This is a genomic window from Tardiphaga sp. 768_D3_N2_1 (assembly GCF_052076105.1).
GTDB lineage: Bacteria > Pseudomonadota > Alphaproteobacteria > Rhizobiales > Xanthobacteraceae > Tardiphaga.
Genome location: NZ_CP197245.1, coordinates 2,289,758 through 2,305,215, shown reverse-complemented (window position 1 = coordinate 2,305,215; position 15,458 = coordinate 2,289,758). Strand labels below are relative to the sequence as shown.

Genomic DNA, 15,458 nt, shown 5'->3' with positions numbered 1-15,458 from the left:
CGCTTCTTTGAAGCGCGGCGTTATAACTACCTCGGAAACGGCTTGCTAAGATAACGCGAGCCGCGCACGCCATAGCGCCACGGCAGCTCCACTGCCTTGGTAATGCCGATGCGAATGCCGGCGACGATGTCCGACACCTCCGTCCGGGCATGAATGGCGATCGGCGGCTTGTCCAGCGCCAGCCCGTTATGCGCGATGCTGATGCCGAGCGCCTGGCAGACCTTGCCAGGCCCGGAGCACAGCATGCGCTCATCCTGCAGCCCGCGCCGCAGCTGCATCTCACCAATCCCGAAGGTCGGCTGCAGTGCCCGGATCAGCACCGCGCTGGCCGATCCCTCGGCCTCGCAGACGAAGTTCACGCACCAGTGGATGCCGTAGGAGCGGTAGACATAGGCAAAGCCGGGCGGCCCGAACATGATCTGGTTGCGCGGCGTCTGCCCGTTGAAGGAATGGGCCGCGGGTTCGGTGTGATGATAGGCCTCGACCTCGACGATCTCGCCGCCGACGCCGTCCACCAGCAGTGTCGCACCGATCAGTTCGGGGGCCACATCGTGCACGCTCCGCGCGAAAAAGCTGCGTTTGAGTGCCTTGCCGAGCTTTTGAGGGATTTGGAGAGGTTTTGGAGCCATTCTGCCCGCTATGTTATGATGCAGGGCCAGCCAAGGCGAGGGCGGGTTGCAGGACAGGGCCCGGCGGATTACCTAAGGCTTCACTCAGAACGGACAGTTCATGGTCGTCGTCCTCGATACCGTTTCCACCACACCGCTCCGCCCGCGTCACCCTGAAAAAGTGAATCGGCCGGATTCGTTCTCGCCGCCGAAGCCGGACTGGATCCGGGTTCGCGCGCCGACCAGCCGTGGCTATGGCGATACCCGCAAGATCGTCAAGGAAAACGGCCTCGTTACCGTGTGCGAGGAAGCCGGCTGCCCGAATATCGGCGAGTGTTGGCAGAAGAAGCACGCCACCTTCATGATCATGGGCGACACCTGCACCCGCGCCTGTGCATTCTGCAACGTGAAAACGGGGATGCCCAACGCGCTGGACGGCATGGAGCCGGAGCACGTCGCCGAAGCTGTGCGCAAGCTCGGTCTGCATCATGTGGTCATCACCTCGGTCGACCGTGACGATCTCGCCGACGGCGGCGCAGAACATTTTGCACAGACGATTCGTGCGATCCGCGCTGCATGCCCGACAACGACGATCGAAATCCTGACGCCGGACTTCCTGCGCAAGCCGGGCGCCCTCGAAATCGTCGTCGCGGCCAAGCCCGACGTGTTCAACCACAACCTCGAAACCGTGCCGTCGCGTTATCTGACGGTCCGTCCCGGCGCGCGCTACTTCCATTCGCTGCGCCTGCTTCAGAAGGTCAAAGAACTCGATCCGACCATCTTCACCAAGTCCGGCATCATGGTCGGCCTCGGCGAGGAGCGGCCTGAAGTGCTGCAGGTGATGGACGACATGCGGTCCGCCGATATCGACTTCCTCACCATCGGCCAGTATCTGCAGCCGACGCGGAAGCATCATGTCGTGTCGCGCTATGTCACGCCCGATGAATTTGCCGGCTATGAGAAGGTCGCCTACACTAAGGGCTTCCTGATGGTGTCGGCGAGCCCGCTGACGCGCTCGTCGCATCATGCCGGCGAGGATTTCGCCAAGCTGCAGGCCGCACGCGCCGCACTCGCGCGCTGACATTACGACCGAGTTTCGTGAATGCCGAGATTTGCCAACAAGCGCCGCGTGCGTCACAGCGCCTCCCAGATGTTCGATCTGGTCGCCGACGTCGAGCGCTATCCGGAATTCGTGCCGCTGTGCAAGTCGCTGAAGATCCGCCAGCGCACGCCGAAAGATGACGGCACCGAAGTGATCGTGGCCGACATGACCGTGTCGTTCAAGCTGGTCCAGGAATCCTTCACCAGCCGCGTCACGCTGGATCGGCCGAACCTGAAGATCATGGTCGAATATCTGCGCGGTCCGTTCAGCAACCTCGAAAATCGCTGGACCTTTGAACCGAAGGCCGATGATCAGGAATGCGACGTCGGCTTCTTCATTGCCTATGAATTCAAGAGCCGCATGTTGGCGATGCTGATGGGAACGATGTTCGACGCGGCATTCCAGCGCTTTGCCGCAGCCTTCGAGAAGCGCGCGGACGAAGTCTATCGTGCTCCGCGCGTCTCGAGCGTTCCGTCTACTTCTTAGTCGTAGGCTTCTTCAACGGCGCGGTTGGCCTGCGTCGCTTGACGGCCGTTCGTCGCGGTGAACGTGCCACGCGCGGCCGCGCCAGGCTCGCAGCTTCGCGCTTCTTGGCCGGCGGCTGCGGGCCACGCGCGAGATCCATCAGCATGCGCAGCGCTTCCAGCACCGAGCGCTGACGCACCGCGCTACGGCCGATGGCACCGAAACGGCACTCCTTGTTGACGATGCGGCCGTCACGCGCTGCTACGGCAAAATGCACGAGGCCGACCGGCTTGCCCGGTGTTGCACCGCCGGGACCTGCAATCCCCGTGATCGAGACCGCGAGATCGACATCGGCTTCTTCCAGCGCACCGACGGCCATCTGGATCGCCGTCTCCTTGCTGACCGCACCGAAATTCTCGAGCGTCGCGGTCTTGACGCCGAGCATCACGTGTTTGGCAGCATTGGAATAGGTGACGAATCCGCGATCGATCACATCGGACGAGCCCGGGATTTCCGTCAGCGCACCGGCGACGAGGCCGCCGGTGCAGGACTCGGCGGTCGCAATCGTCAGCTTGCGGCTGCGGCAGAGATCGAGCAGCGCGCGGGATAGAGCTCGTGCGTCGCTCGCTGCCATGTCAGTCCATCCAGGGAAGGCGGATGGTGGCAGCTGCCGTGGCGGCGATGCCTTCTTCGCGGCCGGTAAAGCCGAGGCGTTCGCTGGTGGTTGCCTTTACTGCCACGCGCGACAATGCAACGCCGGAGATCTCGCTGATCTTCTCGCGCATCGCATCGCGTAGCGGGCCAATCTTGGGCCGCTCGCAGATCAGCGTCACTTCGAGATTGGCGATACGGCCACCACGTGCGGTGACGCGGTCCACGGCGTATTTCAGGAATTTGTCGGAGGCCGCGCCCTTCCACTGGGGATCACTCGGCGGGAAGTGCGAACCGATATCGCCATCGGCCAGCGCACCGAGGATCGCATCGACCAGCGCATGCAGGCCGACGTCACCGTCAGAGTGAGCAAGGAAGCCGCGCGTATGCGGCACGCGCACGCCGCAGATCATCAGGTGATCGCCATCGCCGAAGGCGTGAACGTCGTAACCCGTACCCATGCGGATATCGCCGAGCGAGGCTGCGAGACGCGCTTCTTCGCGAATGAAATCTTCGGGAGTCGTGAGCTTCATATTTGCAAGATCGCCTTCAAAGGTTGCCACGGTCAATCCCGCCCATTCGGCGAGCGCGGCATCATCGGTGAAATCATCGCGGCCTTCCTTGGCGGCACGACGATGCGCCTCAAGGATGACATCGAAACGAAACGCCTGTGGCGTTTGCGCGATGCGCAGTTTCGCGCGATCGGGCGTTGCCTCGACATGACCGGCGGCGTTGACCTGCTTGATCGTGTCGGTGACGGGTGCAGCAGGAACGGCAGCGCCGGTGATCTGTGCCGCGACGATCGCACGTTCGATCAAAGCAGGGGTCACGAACGGGCGGGCAGCATCGTGAATCAGCACGATATCCGGTGCGTAATCGGCCAGTGCCTCAAGCCCGGCATGCACCGACGCCTGACGCGTCGCTCCGCCATTAGCCGGAGCATGATACCGTAAATCGCTCACTGCCTCGTTGAAGACAGCGATATCGTCGGGATTGGTGATCGGTTGGACTGCAAAGACCTGGGGATGGTTGCAGAACGGCTCCATGGCGCGCGAAATGACGCTGCGGCCTCCGATCATGCGATATTGCTTTGGTCCACCGGCGCCGGCGCGGAGACCGCGGCCGGCGGCAACGATAATGGCGGCTGTCTTCAAACCGGCAGGATTAGGTGATTTTGTCATCAGGGTCAGGTGATTAAGGGGTAAGCGTTGATCGCACAGCCCTTAGCACGGCCGCGGGCAAAAACAGTATGATTACATTCTCGTGGCCTCATAACAGTGCATTGCTGCACTGCACTTGCAAAATGGGCGCATCTGTCTAATGTGTAGGCATGAAGGTTGACTGCACAACAAATGTGCGCATTATGCGCTCTATGCCCGCAATGCGGCGGACGAGACAACGACGAGCAGGTCTGTGACCACCCCGGACTCAGTATACAGCAAGCCGTTACGAATCGGTGGCATCGAGATCGCCAACCGGGTCGTTCTGGCGCCGATGTCGGGTATCACCGATGCGCCGTTCCGCAGGCTGACCGCCGAACTCGGGGCAGGCCTCGTCGTGTCAGAAATGACCGCCAGCGACGATCTCGTCAATGGCCGCCCCATGTCGGTATTGCGCTGCGAAGCCACTGGCATCGGCCCGCATGTGGTCCAGCTGGCCGGCTGCGAGACCCGTTGGATGGCCGAGGGTGCCCGCGTGGCCGAAGCGGCGGGCGCCGACATTATCGATATCAATATGGGTTGCCCGGCGCGGCACGTAACCGGCGGTCAGTCCGGCTCCGCACTGATGCGCGATCTCGATCATGCGCTGAAGCTGATCGAAGCGACCATTGCCGCCGTGAAGGTGCCGGTCACCCTCAAGATGCGTCTGGGCTGGGATGACCGCACGCTCAACGCGCCAGAACTGGCGCAGCGCGCGGAGCAGGCGGGTGTCCAGCTCATCACTGTGCACGGCCGCACGCGCTGCCAGTTCTACAAGGGAGAAGCCGACTGGAGCGCGGTGCGCCCGGTGAAGGACGCGGTCAGCGTCCCTGTCATCGTCAATGGTGACATCACCTCCTACAACAAGGCCGTGACCGCGCTTGAAATGTCTGGCGCCGACGCCGTCATGATGGGCCGCGGCGCGCAGGGCATGCCGTGGCTGCCCGGCCAGATCGGCCGCCGTCTCGAAACCGGCATTGCGGAAGCGGTGCCGTCGCTGCAGCAGCAGCTCAAATATATCTGCGCGCTCTATGATGACGTGGTCAGTCACTACGGGCTGCGCATCGGCCTGCGCCACGCCCGCAAGCATCTCGGCTGGGCGCTCGATGCGGCTGCGGCTACGAGCTGCGCACCGGCAGAAACCCTGAAGACCTGGCGACAGAAGATCCTCACATCCGAAGATCCCTCCGGTGTGCAGCGGTCCCTGAACGACGCTTTTGACGATTTCGCATGGAGTGCCGCCGCATGAACGCCGCAGAGCACCGTCGCCCTGTCCCGACCGACAGTGAGGCCATTCTTAACGCGCTGCCTCATCCCGTGATCCTGATTGCGCCGGATGGCAAGATCGTCGACGCCAATATGGCCGCGGAATCCTTCTTCGACATTTCCGCGCAGTTCCTGCGCCGGCAGTCGCTGAAGGAGCTGGTGCCATTCGGCAGTCCGCTGCTGGCACTGATCGATCAGGTCCGCACCGCCGGTTCGCCGGTCAACGAATACAAGGTGGATCTCGGCACGCCGCGCATCGGCGGCGATCGTCAGGTCGATCTGCACGTTGCGCCGCTCACCGAACGTCCGGGTCATATCGTGGTGATGCTTCAGGAACGCACCATCGCCGACAAGATGGATCGGCAGCTCACCCATCGCAGCGCGGCCCGGTCGGTGATCGCCTTGGCGGCCATGCTGGCGCATGAAATCAAGAATCCGCTGTCGGGCATTCGCGGCGCCGCGCAGTTGCTGGAACAGTCCGCATCCTCCGAAGACCGTATGCTGACGCGGCTGATCATGGACGAGGCCGACCGTATCGTGACGCTGGTCGATCGGATGGAAGTGTTCGGCGATGATCGTCCGGTAGCCCGCGGTCCGGTTAACATTCACTCCGTTTTGGATCACGTGAAGCGCCTCGCGCAGTCGGGCTTTGCCCGCAACATCCGCTTCATCGAGGATTACGACCCGTCGTTGCCGCCGGTTCTGGCCAATCAGGACCAGCTCATTCAGGTGTTCCTGAATCTCGTGAAGAACGCGGCGGAAGCCATCGTCGATCTCGGCTCTGATGGCGAGATCCAGCTCACCACCGCGTTCCGGCCGGGCGTGCGCCTGTCAGTGCCAGGCAAGAAATCGCGCGTCTCGCTGCCGCTGGAATTCTGCGTCAAGGACAACGGACCCGGAGTTCCCGAAGACCTGCTGCCCAACCTGTTCGATCCCTTTGTCACCACCAAACCGACCGGAAGCGGCCTGGGTCTTGCATTGGTGGCAAAGATTGTCGGCGATCACGGTGGGATCATCGAATGTGAATCTCAGCCACGAAAGACGACTTTTCGCGTGCTGCTGCCAATGTTCAACCCCGCCAAGAAATTGGACGACACGACCCTTGATCCGAGCAGCGACGATGCCCCAGCGGCACCGACGCACACCTCACAGACGTAAGACGAGGACTAACGATGGCTGCAGGTAGCATTCTGGTCGCGGACGATGATACGGCGATCCGCACCGTCCTCAATCAGGCGCTGTCGCGCGCCGGATATGAGGTTCGCCTGACCGGAAACGCAGCCACGTTGTGGCGCTGGGTCAGCCAGGGCGAGGGCGACCTTGTGATCACCGACGTGGTGATGCCCGACGAGAACGCGTTCGATCTGCTGCCGCGTATCAAGAAGATGCGCCCCAATCTGCCGGTCATCGTGATGAGCGCGCAGAACACCTTCATGACCGCGATCCGCGCGTCGGAACGCGGCGCGTATGAGTATCTGCCGAAGCCGTTCGATCTGAAGGAACTGATCGCGATCGTCGGCCGCGCTTTGGCGGAACCGAAGGAGCGGGTCGCGAGCCACGCCGATGACGGCGAATTCGACTCGATCCCGCTGGTCGGCCGTTCACCGGCGATGCAGGAAATCTACCGCGTCCTCGCTCGCCTGATGCAGACCGATCTGACGGTGATGATCTCCGGCGAGTCCGGTACCGGCAAGGAACTGGTGGCCCGCGCGCTGCACGACTACGGCAAGCGCCGCAACGGCCCGTTCGTTGCGGTCAATATGGCGGCGATCCCGCGCGATCTCATCGAGTCCGAATTGTTCGGCCACGAGCGCGGGGCCTTCACTGGCGCCAATGCGCGCGCCACCGGCCGCTTCGAGCAGGCTGAAGGCGGCACACTGTTCCTGGACGAAATCGGCGACATGCCGATGGAAGCCCAGACCCGATTGCTGCGCGTGTTGCAGCAGGGCGAATACACGACCGTCGGCGGCCGTACGCCGATCAAGACCGACGTGCGTATCGTCGCCGCCTCCAACAAGGATCTGCGCATCCTGATCCAGCAGGGCCTGTTCCGTGAGGATCTGTTCTTCCGCCTCAACGTCGTGCCGCTGCGCCTGCCGCCGCTGCGCGAGCGCATCGAGGATTTGCCCGATCTGATCCGCCACTTCTTTGCACTCGCAGAGAAGGACGGTTTGCCGCCGAAGAAGCTCGATGCCCTGGCGCTTGAGCGCATGAAACAGCATCGCTGGCCGGGCAACGTTCGCGAACTGGAAAACCTGGCGCGCCGTCTGGCAGCACTCTATCCGCAGGACGTCATTACCGGCTCGGTGATCGATGGCGAACTGGCGCCCCCCGCTGTGGCCTCGGGTGGTAACGCGCCGACCGGCGTGGATAATCTGGGTGGTGCGGTCGAGGTCTATCTGTCCTCGCACTTCTCCGGGTTCCCGAACGGCGTACCGCCGCCGGGCCTCTATCACCGCATTCTCCGCGAGATCGAGGTACCGCTGCTGACCGCAGCACTGGCCGCGACCCGGGGCAACCAGATCCGGGCTGCGGATCTGCTCGGCCTCAACCGCAACACCCTGCGGAAGAAGATTCGCGATCTCGATATTCAGGTCTATCGAACCGGCGGCTGATCTCGGCAGCGAGATCGAGCAATTCCAGGGTTTGAGACGCAAAAACAAACGAAAACGCAGGATATGCGTTTTCGTTGGCTAGTCTGCGCCGCGGATTTGTCGTAATTGGGCAACATTGTTGTATGAATGCATCAGTGCGGTCCGGACAGTCCCCGGCAGCCGCACCGCGTCCACGCTCACCACATTGTCGGAATGACCAGCGCAGACACGTCGGCTACAGTCCATGAACCGTCGATGGCGGAGCCGCGCAGGTGGACCCTGCGGCGGTTGTTCGTGCCATTGGCCGTCGGCCTGGCACTGCTATCGTCCTGCCTGACCTTCCTCGTCCTGAACGGCCTCACGCCGATCGCGCCGACCCATCAGGTCGTCGTCACCTTCCTTCTGATCAATGCCGCCAGCGTCTTCCTGCTGGTCCTGATCATTGCGCGGGAGATCTGGAAGGTTGTCCAGGCGCGTCGCAGGGGCAGGGCGGCGGCTCGGCTGCATGTCCAGATCGTCAGCCTGTTCTCGGTGATCGCCGTGCTGCCGGCGGTGCTGGTCTCGATCGTCGCCAATGTGACCCTCGACCGCGGCCTCGATCGGTTGTTCTCCGGCCCAACCAAGGCGGTGATCAACAATTCGCTCGTGATTGCCAGCGCCTATCTGCACGAGCATGGCCAGCTGATTGGCGGTGACATCCTCGGCATGGCCGATGATCTCGCGCGCATCCAGCCGCTCTTCTATCAGGACCGCGGCACGTTCCGTTCGTTGATGCTGGCAAATGCAACCGCGCGCAATCTGCCGGGCGCCATGCTGATCGACAAGGATCGCAACGTCATCGAACCGGACCAGCCCGGCGTCAAACAGGAATTCTCACCGCCGCCGGCAGACTTTCTCGTCAATGTCAGCGCATCCGAGCCAGCCATTGCTGTGATCCCCGAGGGAAATTACGTCGCAGCCGTGATCCGGCTGCGCGCGTTCGACAACATGTTCCTCTATGTCGCCCGCAAGCTCGATCCGCGCGTGGTCGCGCAGATGAACCAGAGCCAGGCCGGCGCGGCCGAATATGCCGAACTGGAATCGCGCAGGCTCGGCATTCAGGTCGCCTTCGCGCTGATGTTCACCGTGATCGCACTGACGGTGCTGATGTCCGCCGTGCTGATCGGACTGAATTTCGCTAACTGGCTGGTGGCGCCGATCCGCCGCCTGATGGGCGCAGCGAACATGGTCTCGACCGGCGATCTGCATGTCCAGGTGCCGGTGATCCAGTCGGAGGGCGATCTCGCCCATCTCGGCGAGACCTTCAACAAGATGACGCAGGAGCTGCGCACCCAGCGTGACGAACTGGTCAGCGCCAGCGACGTCATCGACAGCCGCCGCCGTTTCATCGAGGCGGTATTGTCGTCGGCCAGCGCCGGCATCATCGGCGTCGATGGTTCGAACACGATCGGCATTCTCAACCGCTCGGCCGAGAAGCTGGTCGGACATTCGGAGTCCGAGACGCTCGGCCACCCGCTGCACGAGATCATTCCCGAGCTCGACGAATTGATGCAGACCGCGCGCGAGGGATCGCAGCGGCTGGTGCAGGGGCAGGTGACGATCACCCGCGACGGGCAGGAGCGCAATCTGTCGGTGCGCGTCAGCGCCGAACAGACCAGCCAGTCGCGCGACAGCTACATCATCACCCTGGACGACATCACCGAACTCGTCTCGGCACAGCGCACCTCGGCCTGGGCCGACGTGGCGCGCCGCATCGCCCATGAGATCAAGAATCCGCTGACGCCGATCCAACTGTCCGCCGAGCGTATCAAGCGCAAATTCGGCAAGGTGATAGTCGATGACAAGGCGATCTTCGAACAATGTACCGACACTATCGTCCGGCAGGTCGATGACATCAGGCGCATGGTCGACGAATTCTCGCGCTTTGCGCGCATGCCCAAGCCCGTGATCGAAGGCGAGGACGTCGCCGACACGGTGCGTCAGGCTGTATTCCTGATGCGGGTCGGTCACCCCGACCTCGACATCTCTGCCGAGATCAAGGAAGAGCCGATGCGTGCGCGGTTCGACCGCCGGCTGATCTCGCAGGCGCTCACCAATATCATCAAGAATGCGGCCGAGGCGATCGAGGCCGTTCCGCCGGAAGAACTCGGCAAAGGTCGTATTGATGTCACAGCGTCGCGCGAGAACGACATGATCTTGATCGACGTGATCGACAACGGCATCGGTCTGCCGACCGTCAACAGGTCGCGTTTGCTCGAACCCTATGTCACGACTCGCGAGAAGGGTACCGGCCTCGGCCTCGCGATCGTCGGCAAGGTGCTTGAGGATCATGGTGGAGGCATCGAACTTGGCGACGCATCGAGCATTCGTCCAGGACAGCGCGGTGCCTGGATGCGGCTGCGGTTTTCTATCTCCGGTCAGAAGGCTGCCACGGACAAGAGTGAACCGGAAGCCGCGCCTGATGACGAACCGAAGATCAAAACTGCTACCGGCAACTGACAAGAATAAACGTGACCAGGATATTTTGACCCATGGCAAATGACATTCTGATCGTCGACGACGAAGCCGATATTCGCGATCTTGTTGCAGGCATTCTGGACGATGAGGGCTTCACCACCCGCACCGCACGAGACAGCGATTCCGCGCTGGCGGAAATCGCCAATCGCCGCCCCAGCATGGTGTTTCTCGACATCTGGCTGCAGGGCAGCAAGCTCGACGGCCTGCAACTGCTCGAGCAGGTCAAACGCGACAATCCCGAATTGCCTGTAGTGATGATTTCAGGCCACGGCAACATTGAAACCGCGGTCGCAGCGATCAAGCGCGGCGCCTACGACTTTATCGAAAAGCCGTTCAAGGCCGACCGGTTGATCCTTGTCGCGACCCGCGCGCTCGAGACCTCGCGGCTGAAACGCGAAGTCAAGGAACTGAAGCAACTCGCGCCGGTCGCCAATTCGCTGACGGGACGCTCGGCTGCCATGAACCAGCTGCGCCAGACCATCGATCGTGCCGCCAAGGCCAATAGCCGCATTCTGATCGTCGGCCCTTCGGGCGCCGGCAAGGAGCTCGCCGCACGCACGTTGCATACGGCCTCTGCCCGCTCCACGGGACCGTTCGTCGTCATCAACGCTGCAGCGATCACGCCGGAGCGCATGGAAGTCGAACTGTTCGGCATCGAACAGTCCAATGGCGAACAGCCGCGCAAGGCAGGAGCCCTGGAAGAGGCTCATGGTGGCACGCTGTTCATCGACGAGATCGGCGATCTGCCCCGCGAGACCCAGAACAAGATCCTGCGCGTGCTGGTCGATCAGACCTTCATGCGGGCAGGGGGCACCACCAAGGTCAATGTTGACGTCCGCATCATCTCCTCGACAGCGCGCAATCTCGAAGAGGAAATCGCCGAGGGACGCTTTCGTGAAGATCTTTATCACCGTCTCTCGGTGGTGCCGATCCGCGTTCCGCCGCTGTCCGAGCACCGCGAGGATATCCCGGAGCTCATCGAATACTTCATGGAGCAGATCTCCATCGCGACTGGTCTGCCGAAGCGACAGATCGGTGAAGACGCCATGGCGGTCCTGCAATCCCACGTCTGGCCCGGCAATATCCGCCAGCTTCGCAACAACGTCGAACGCGTCATGATCCTGGCCGGCGGCGGGCCCGAGATCATCATCACCGCCGACATGCTGCCGCAGGACGTCGGTTCGATGGTGCCGTCGATGCCGACCAGCAACAATGGTGAGCACATCATGGGCCTGCCGTTGCGCGAAGCCCGCGAAGTGTTCGAACGCGATTATCTGATTGCGCAGATCAGCCGTTTTTCGGGTAATATCTCGCGCACCGCTGAATTCGTCGGCATGGAGCGCTCAGCCTTGCATCGCAAGCTCAAGGCGCTCGGCGTCGGCTAAAGCATTCACGTCAACTCAAGTTTCAACTCAAGCCTCGGAACGAACATGTCGCGCATCGCCTATGTGAACGGTCAGTATGTCAACCTGCGCGATGCCGCCGTGAACGTCGAGGATCGCGGCTATCAGTTCGCCGATGGCATTTACGAGGTCTGCGAGATCATCGGCGGCAAGATGGTCGACTTTCCCCGCCATATTGCACGCATGCAACGTTCGTTGCGGGAATTGCGTATCGCCGAAGCCATGCCGCTGACATCGCTCAAGGTGGTGATGCAGGAAGTGATCCGCCGCAACCGCATCAATTACGGCATCGTCTACCTGCAGATCAGCCGTGGCGTCGCCCATCGCGATCACGGCTTTCCATCGCCGGAGGTGAAGCCGAGCGTGGTCGTGACGGCCAAATCGCTCAACTTCGCCAAGAACCAGGCGACAGCCGCCAAGGGCGTGAAGGTCATCACCACAGCCGAAAATCGCTGGCCGCGCGTCGACATCAAGACCGTCGGCCTGCTGCCCAACGTGCTGGCGCGCCAGGAAGCCCGTGACAAGGGCGCCTATGAGGCCTGGTATGTCGACGCCGACGGTTTCGTCACTGAGGGCGCGTCCTGCAACGCCTGGATCGTCACTAAGGACGGCAAGGTGGTGACGCGTACCGCTGAACGCGGCATTCTCGCAGGCATCACCCGCGCCGTACTGATCGAGGTCCTGGCTTCGATGCAGCTCAAGCTGGAAGAGCGGAACTTCACGCCCGCAGAAGCTTATGACGCCGCGGAAGCCTTCGTTTCGTCGGCGAGTCAGATCGTGATGCCGGTCATCGATATCGACGGCAAACCGATCGGTGACGGCAAGCCTGGTGGTATTGCGACGCGCTTGAGGCAGGAATTCCATAAATTCGCAGCGATTTCATAAAATTTGCCGCGCTTTTAGGCACCAATTCCGCGTTCCGGCTTGCCTAAAAAGCGCGCCTGCCGTCTAATCACATCGTCGCACTCCCGGAGGGGGATCTCAGGGGAAAGCGCGGCAGCTTGGTAAGGCCCCGGAGAGGGCTGCGCCGGGTTCAAAAAAAGCAACAAAACAGACTGCGGGATTAAAAAAAATGGCGGCAGACCGCGCACAGAATCTACAGGACACCTTCCTCAACCACGTACGCAAGACCAAGACGCCCTTGACGATCTTTCTGGTGAACGGCGTCAAACTGCAGGGCATTGTCACCTGGTTCGACAATTTCTGTCTTCTGCTCCGGCGCGACGGACACTCGCAGCTGGTGTATAAGCATGCGATCTCGACCATCATGCCGGGCGCACCGATTCAGCTTTTTGAGGGTGGCGAGGATCCGGCTTGAGCGAACTCTTGAGAGACGCTTGATTGGAATTTCGTAGCTTCGAAGGCAATGCTGCTGACCGACCTTCGGCCAGCAGCGAATCGACCGGCCGCGTTCTCGTGCTCGGTCCTTACCTGCGCGAGCGGCGCGGCGACGCCGACACGCAAGCCTATGCTCATGTCCGTGATATCGATGCCCGTCTGGAAGAGGCGGTCGGTCTCGCACGTGCCATCGACCTCACCGTAGTCGAGGCGGTGGTCGCACCGCTCAGCCAGATTCGTCCCGCGACCTATCTCGGCAAGGGCAAGGTCGAGGAGATCGCGGGCCTGATCGCGGCGAACGAGATCGGCATCGTGGTGATGGACTGCGCGCTGTCGCCGATCCAGCAGCGCAATCTCGAAAAGGAATTGAAGGCCAAGGTACTCGACCGCACCGGCCTCATTCTCGAAATCTTCGGCCGCCGCGCCAAGACCAAGGAAGGCACGCTGCAGGTCGAGCTTGCGCATCTCAATTATCAGCGCAGCCGTCTCGTCCGTTCATGGACCCATCTGGAGCGCCAGCGCGGCGGCTTTGGCTTCATGGGCGGCCCTGGCGAAACCCAGATCGAGGCAGATCGCCGCATGATCGGCGACCGCATTGCGCGGTTGGAGGCCGATCTGAAGAAGGTCCAGGCGACGCGTCGCCTGCATCGCGCCGGCCGCCAGCGCGTGCCGTATCGCGTCGTCGCGCTGGTCGGTTACACCAATGCCGGCAAGTCGACGCTGTTCAACCGCCTGACCCGCGCCGACGTGCAGGCCGAGGACATGCTGTTCGCCACCCTCGATCCGACGCTGCGTGCGCTGACCCTGCCGCATGGCGGCAAGGCGATGTTGTCGGACACAGTGGGCTTCATCTCCAACCTGCCGACCCAGCTCGTCGCAGCCTTCCGCGCCACGCTGGAGGAGGTGCTGGAAGCCGACATCATCCTGCATGTCCGTGACATCTCGCACGAAGACGCGGACGCGCAACAGAGCGACGTCGACAAGGTTTTGCGCCAGCTCGGCATCGACACCGATGCGTCAGCGCGCATCCTCGAAGTCTGGAACAAGATCGATCGATTTTCGCCGGACGAGCGCGAGAACCTCGCCAATATCGCCGCACGTCGTCCGCCCGAGAAGCCGTGCTTCATGGTCTCGGCGGAAACTGGCGAGGGCATCGATCGGTTGCTCAACGCCATCGAGGAACGGCTTGCCGCTGCGCGCGTGACGCTGGACTTGCAGATCGATGCCACCGACGGTGCGGGCGTGAGCTGGCTGCACCGCAATGCCGAGATTCTCGTGAAGGAACTGCACGACGGACATTTCGACATGGTGGTCCGCGTCGATGAGACGAAGCGCGATGTGGTGATCAGCAAATACGGCGCAGTGCTGCATCCCGTGGAGTACTGACGGCTACTCCGCCCTTCGCCTCGTTCCACAGCGCGTCCATCTCTTCGAGCGACGCATCCTGCAGCGAGCTTCCCTTCGCTGCCAGCGCGCGCTCGATATAGCCGAAGCGCCGCTCGAACTTCGCATTGGTGCCGCGCAGCGCGAGTTCAGGATCGGCGCCCACATGGCGCGCGAGATTGACCAGCGCGAACATCAGGTCGCCGGTCTCTTCGGCGATATGATCCTGATCGCCGCGATCGAGGGCCGCTTCGATCTCGTCGGCTTCCTCGCGGATTTTCGCCAGCACCGCGCGCGGATCGTTCCAGTCGAAGCCGACACTGGAAGCCTTGGTCTGCAGAGCCATGGCCTGGCTCAGCGCGGGTTGTCCGGCCTTGACGCTGGCCAAAAACGAGGAGGGCGCTACGACTTCCTCGCCGCGGCGCGCGGCGCGCTCGGCCTTCTCCTCGGTTTTGATACGGTCCCATACGCCCTTCACATGGCCCGACGTCAGGTTGCCGTCCTTGTCGGCGAACACATGCGGATGGCGGCGGATCATCTTCTTGGTGATGGCCATCACCACGTCGCCGAAATCGAACGCCTTCTGCTCCGATGCCATCTGTGCATGGAACACCACCTGCAGTAGGAGGTCGCCGAGTTCGTCGCAGAGATCGCCGAGATCGTGCCTGATAATGGCGTCGGCGACCTCATAGGCCTCCTCGATCGTATAGGGCGCGATCGACCCGAAGTCCTGCTCCAGATCCCACAGGCAACCGGTCACGGGCGTGCGCAACCGGGCCATGATCTCGATCAGGCCGGCGATATCGCGGGAAGGGGTCATGGAGCACCACAGGTCACGTCAGGAGCCTCTGCTATGCCGCAGGATGACGCGATGGCCCAGCGAAAATGCCCGGTTTTGCCTGTCTTTCACACAGGCCTGCAGAGTGCTATTT

General features: G+C 62.2%; 14 protein-coding genes. 10 read left to right on the top strand and 4 right to left on the bottom strand.

Features of this window, described 5'->3' with window-relative positions; genetic code table 11:
• Positions 1–26: 26 nt before the first annotated feature.
• Positions 27–629 carry a DNA-3-methyladenine glycosylase gene (locus tag AB8A27_RS10645; protein WP_441241874.1) on the bottom strand — a complete coding sequence of 201 codons (603 nt, stop codon included), beginning with the start codon at positions 627–629 and terminating at the stop codon, positions 27–29.
• A 100-nt stretch (positions 630–729) separates the two neighbouring features.
• Between AB8A27_RS10645 and lipA the strand changes: the two genes are divergently transcribed.
• Positions 730–1,689: a lipoyl synthase gene (gene lipA / locus AB8A27_RS10640; protein WP_441241873.1), complete on the top strand. Its 960-nt coding sequence runs from the start codon at positions 730–732 to the stop codon at positions 1,687–1,689.
• A gap of 21 nt (positions 1,690–1,710) precedes the next feature.
• Entirely contained in the window at positions 1,711–2,196 is a 486-nt protein-coding gene (locus AB8A27_RS10635; protein ID WP_092143123.1) for a type II toxin-antitoxin system RatA family toxin, read from the top strand.
• Here the strand turns inward: AB8A27_RS10635 and AB8A27_RS10630 are convergent.
• Both AB8A27_RS10630 and AB8A27_RS10625 read right to left on the bottom strand, forming a co-directional pair.
• The gene (locus AB8A27_RS10630; RefSeq protein ID WP_441241872.1) at positions 2,186–2,809 is read right to left on the bottom strand and encodes a CinA family protein; all 624 of its coding nucleotides are present in this window, start codon (positions 2,807–2,809) and stop codon (positions 2,186–2,188) included. The two genes, AB8A27_RS10635 and AB8A27_RS10630, sit on opposite strands and share 11 nt — an antisense overlap.
• A 1-nt stretch (position 2,810) precedes the next feature.
• Positions 2,811–4,007 (bottom strand): bifunctional 2-C-methyl-D-erythritol 4-phosphate cytidylyltransferase/2-C-methyl-D-erythritol 2,4-cyclodiphosphate synthase, encoded by a 1,197-nt coding sequence (locus tag AB8A27_RS10625; RefSeq protein ID WP_441241871.1) that lies wholly within the window; start codon positions 4,005–4,007, stop codon positions 2,811–2,813.
• Between the two features lie 313 nt (positions 4,008–4,320).
• On the opposite strand from AB8A27_RS10625, the gene dusB reads away from it, so the two are divergent.
• The 8 genes from dusB to hflX all read left to right on the top strand — a co-directional run bounded on the left by dusB (position 4,321) and on the right by hflX (position 14,529).
• Positions 4,321–5,274, top strand: coding sequence for a tRNA dihydrouridine synthase DusB (gene dusB / locus AB8A27_RS10620; RefSeq protein ID WP_441244878.1), 954 nt, complete (start codon positions 4,321–4,323; stop codon positions 5,272–5,274).
• On the top strand, positions 5,271–6,449 hold the full coding sequence (locus AB8A27_RS10615; RefSeq protein WP_441241870.1) for a two-component system sensor histidine kinase NtrB: 1,179 nt from the start codon (positions 5,271–5,273) through the stop codon (positions 6,447–6,449). The genes dusB and AB8A27_RS10615 overlap by 4 nt, the downstream gene beginning before the upstream one ends.
• Before the next feature lie 14 nt (positions 6,450–6,463).
• Positions 6,464–7,906: a nitrogen regulation protein NR(I) gene (gene ntrC, locus AB8A27_RS10610; protein WP_441241869.1), complete on the top strand. Its 1,443-nt coding sequence runs from the start codon at positions 6,464–6,466 to the stop codon at positions 7,904–7,906.
• 192 nt (positions 7,907–8,098) lie between these two features.
• Positions 8,099–10,384 (top strand): ATP-binding protein, encoded by a 2,286-nt coding sequence (locus AB8A27_RS10605; RefSeq protein WP_441241868.1) that lies wholly within the window; start codon positions 8,099–8,101, stop codon positions 10,382–10,384.
• A gap of 32 nt (positions 10,385–10,416) precedes the next feature.
• The gene (ntrX, locus tag AB8A27_RS10600; RefSeq protein ID WP_441241867.1) at positions 10,417–11,787 is read left to right on the top strand and encodes a nitrogen assimilation response regulator NtrX; all 1,371 of its coding nucleotides are present in this window, start codon (positions 10,417–10,419) and stop codon (positions 11,785–11,787) included.
• Between the two features lie 45 nt (positions 11,788–11,832).
• Positions 11,833–12,690, top strand: coding sequence for a D-amino-acid transaminase (locus AB8A27_RS10595; protein ID WP_092143102.1), 858 nt, complete (start codon positions 11,833–11,835; stop codon positions 12,688–12,690).
• Between the two features lie 187 nt (positions 12,691–12,877).
• Positions 12,878–13,123: an RNA chaperone Hfq gene (gene hfq / locus AB8A27_RS10590; protein WP_068731834.1), complete on the top strand. Its 246-nt coding sequence runs from the start codon at positions 12,878–12,880 to the stop codon at positions 13,121–13,123.
• Between the two features lie 23 nt (positions 13,124–13,146).
• Positions 13,147–14,529 carry a GTPase HflX gene (hflX, locus tag AB8A27_RS10585; RefSeq protein ID WP_441241866.1) on the top strand — a complete coding sequence of 461 codons (1,383 nt, stop codon included), beginning with the start codon at positions 13,147–13,149 and terminating at the stop codon, positions 14,527–14,529.
• Here the strand turns inward: hflX and mazG are convergent.
• Complete coding sequence (gene mazG, locus AB8A27_RS10580; protein WP_441241865.1) at positions 14,489–15,346, bottom strand: nucleoside triphosphate pyrophosphohydrolase; 858 nt, start codon at positions 15,344–15,346, stop codon at positions 14,489–14,491. The genes hflX and mazG overlap by 41 nt on opposite strands.
• Positions 15,347–15,458 lie beyond the last annotated feature (112 nt).

What these genes read in the sequence shown, in the direction of transcription:
- AB8A27_RS10595 (WP_092143102.1), top strand. Translation starts at nt 11,833, where the DNA reads ATGTCGCGCATCGCCTATGTGAACGGTCAGTATGTCAACCTGCGCGAT.
- AB8A27_RS10645 (WP_441241874.1), bottom strand. Translation starts at nt 629, where the DNA reads ATGGCTCCAAAACCTCTCCAAATCCCTCAAAAGCTCGGCAAGGCACTC.
- ntrC (WP_441241869.1), top strand. Translation starts at nt 6,464, where the DNA reads ATGGCTGCAGGTAGCATTCTGGTCGCGGACGATGATACGGCGATCCGC.
- hfq (WP_068731834.1), top strand. Translation starts at nt 12,878, where the DNA reads ATGGCGGCAGACCGCGCACAGAATCTACAGGACACCTTCCTCAACCAC.
- ntrX (WP_441241867.1), top strand. Translation starts at nt 10,417, where the DNA reads ATGGCAAATGACATTCTGATCGTCGACGACGAAGCCGATATTCGCGAT.
- AB8A27_RS10635 (WP_092143123.1), top strand. Translation starts at nt 1,711, where the DNA reads ATGCCGAGATTTGCCAACAAGCGCCGCGTGCGTCACAGCGCCTCCCAG.
- AB8A27_RS10630 (WP_441241872.1), bottom strand. Translation starts at nt 2,809, where the DNA reads ATGGCAGCGAGCGACGCACGAGCTCTATCCCGCGCGCTGCTCGATCTC.
- lipA (WP_441241873.1), top strand. Translation starts at nt 730, where the DNA reads ATGGTCGTCGTCCTCGATACCGTTTCCACCACACCGCTCCGCCCGCGT.
- dusB (WP_441244878.1), top strand. Translation starts at nt 4,321, where the DNA reads ATGTCGGGTATCACCGATGCGCCGTTCCGCAGGCTGACCGCCGAACTC.
- AB8A27_RS10615 (WP_441241870.1), top strand. Translation starts at nt 5,271, where the DNA reads ATGAACGCCGCAGAGCACCGTCGCCCTGTCCCGACCGACAGTGAGGCC.
- AB8A27_RS10605 (WP_441241868.1), top strand. Translation starts at nt 8,099, where the DNA reads ATGACCAGCGCAGACACGTCGGCTACAGTCCATGAACCGTCGATGGCG.
- AB8A27_RS10625 (WP_441241871.1), bottom strand. Translation starts at nt 4,007, where the DNA reads ATGACAAAATCACCTAATCCTGCCGGTTTGAAGACAGCCGCCATTATC.
- mazG (WP_441241865.1), bottom strand. Translation starts at nt 15,346, where the DNA reads ATGACCCCTTCCCGCGATATCGCCGGCCTGATCGAGATCATGGCCCGG.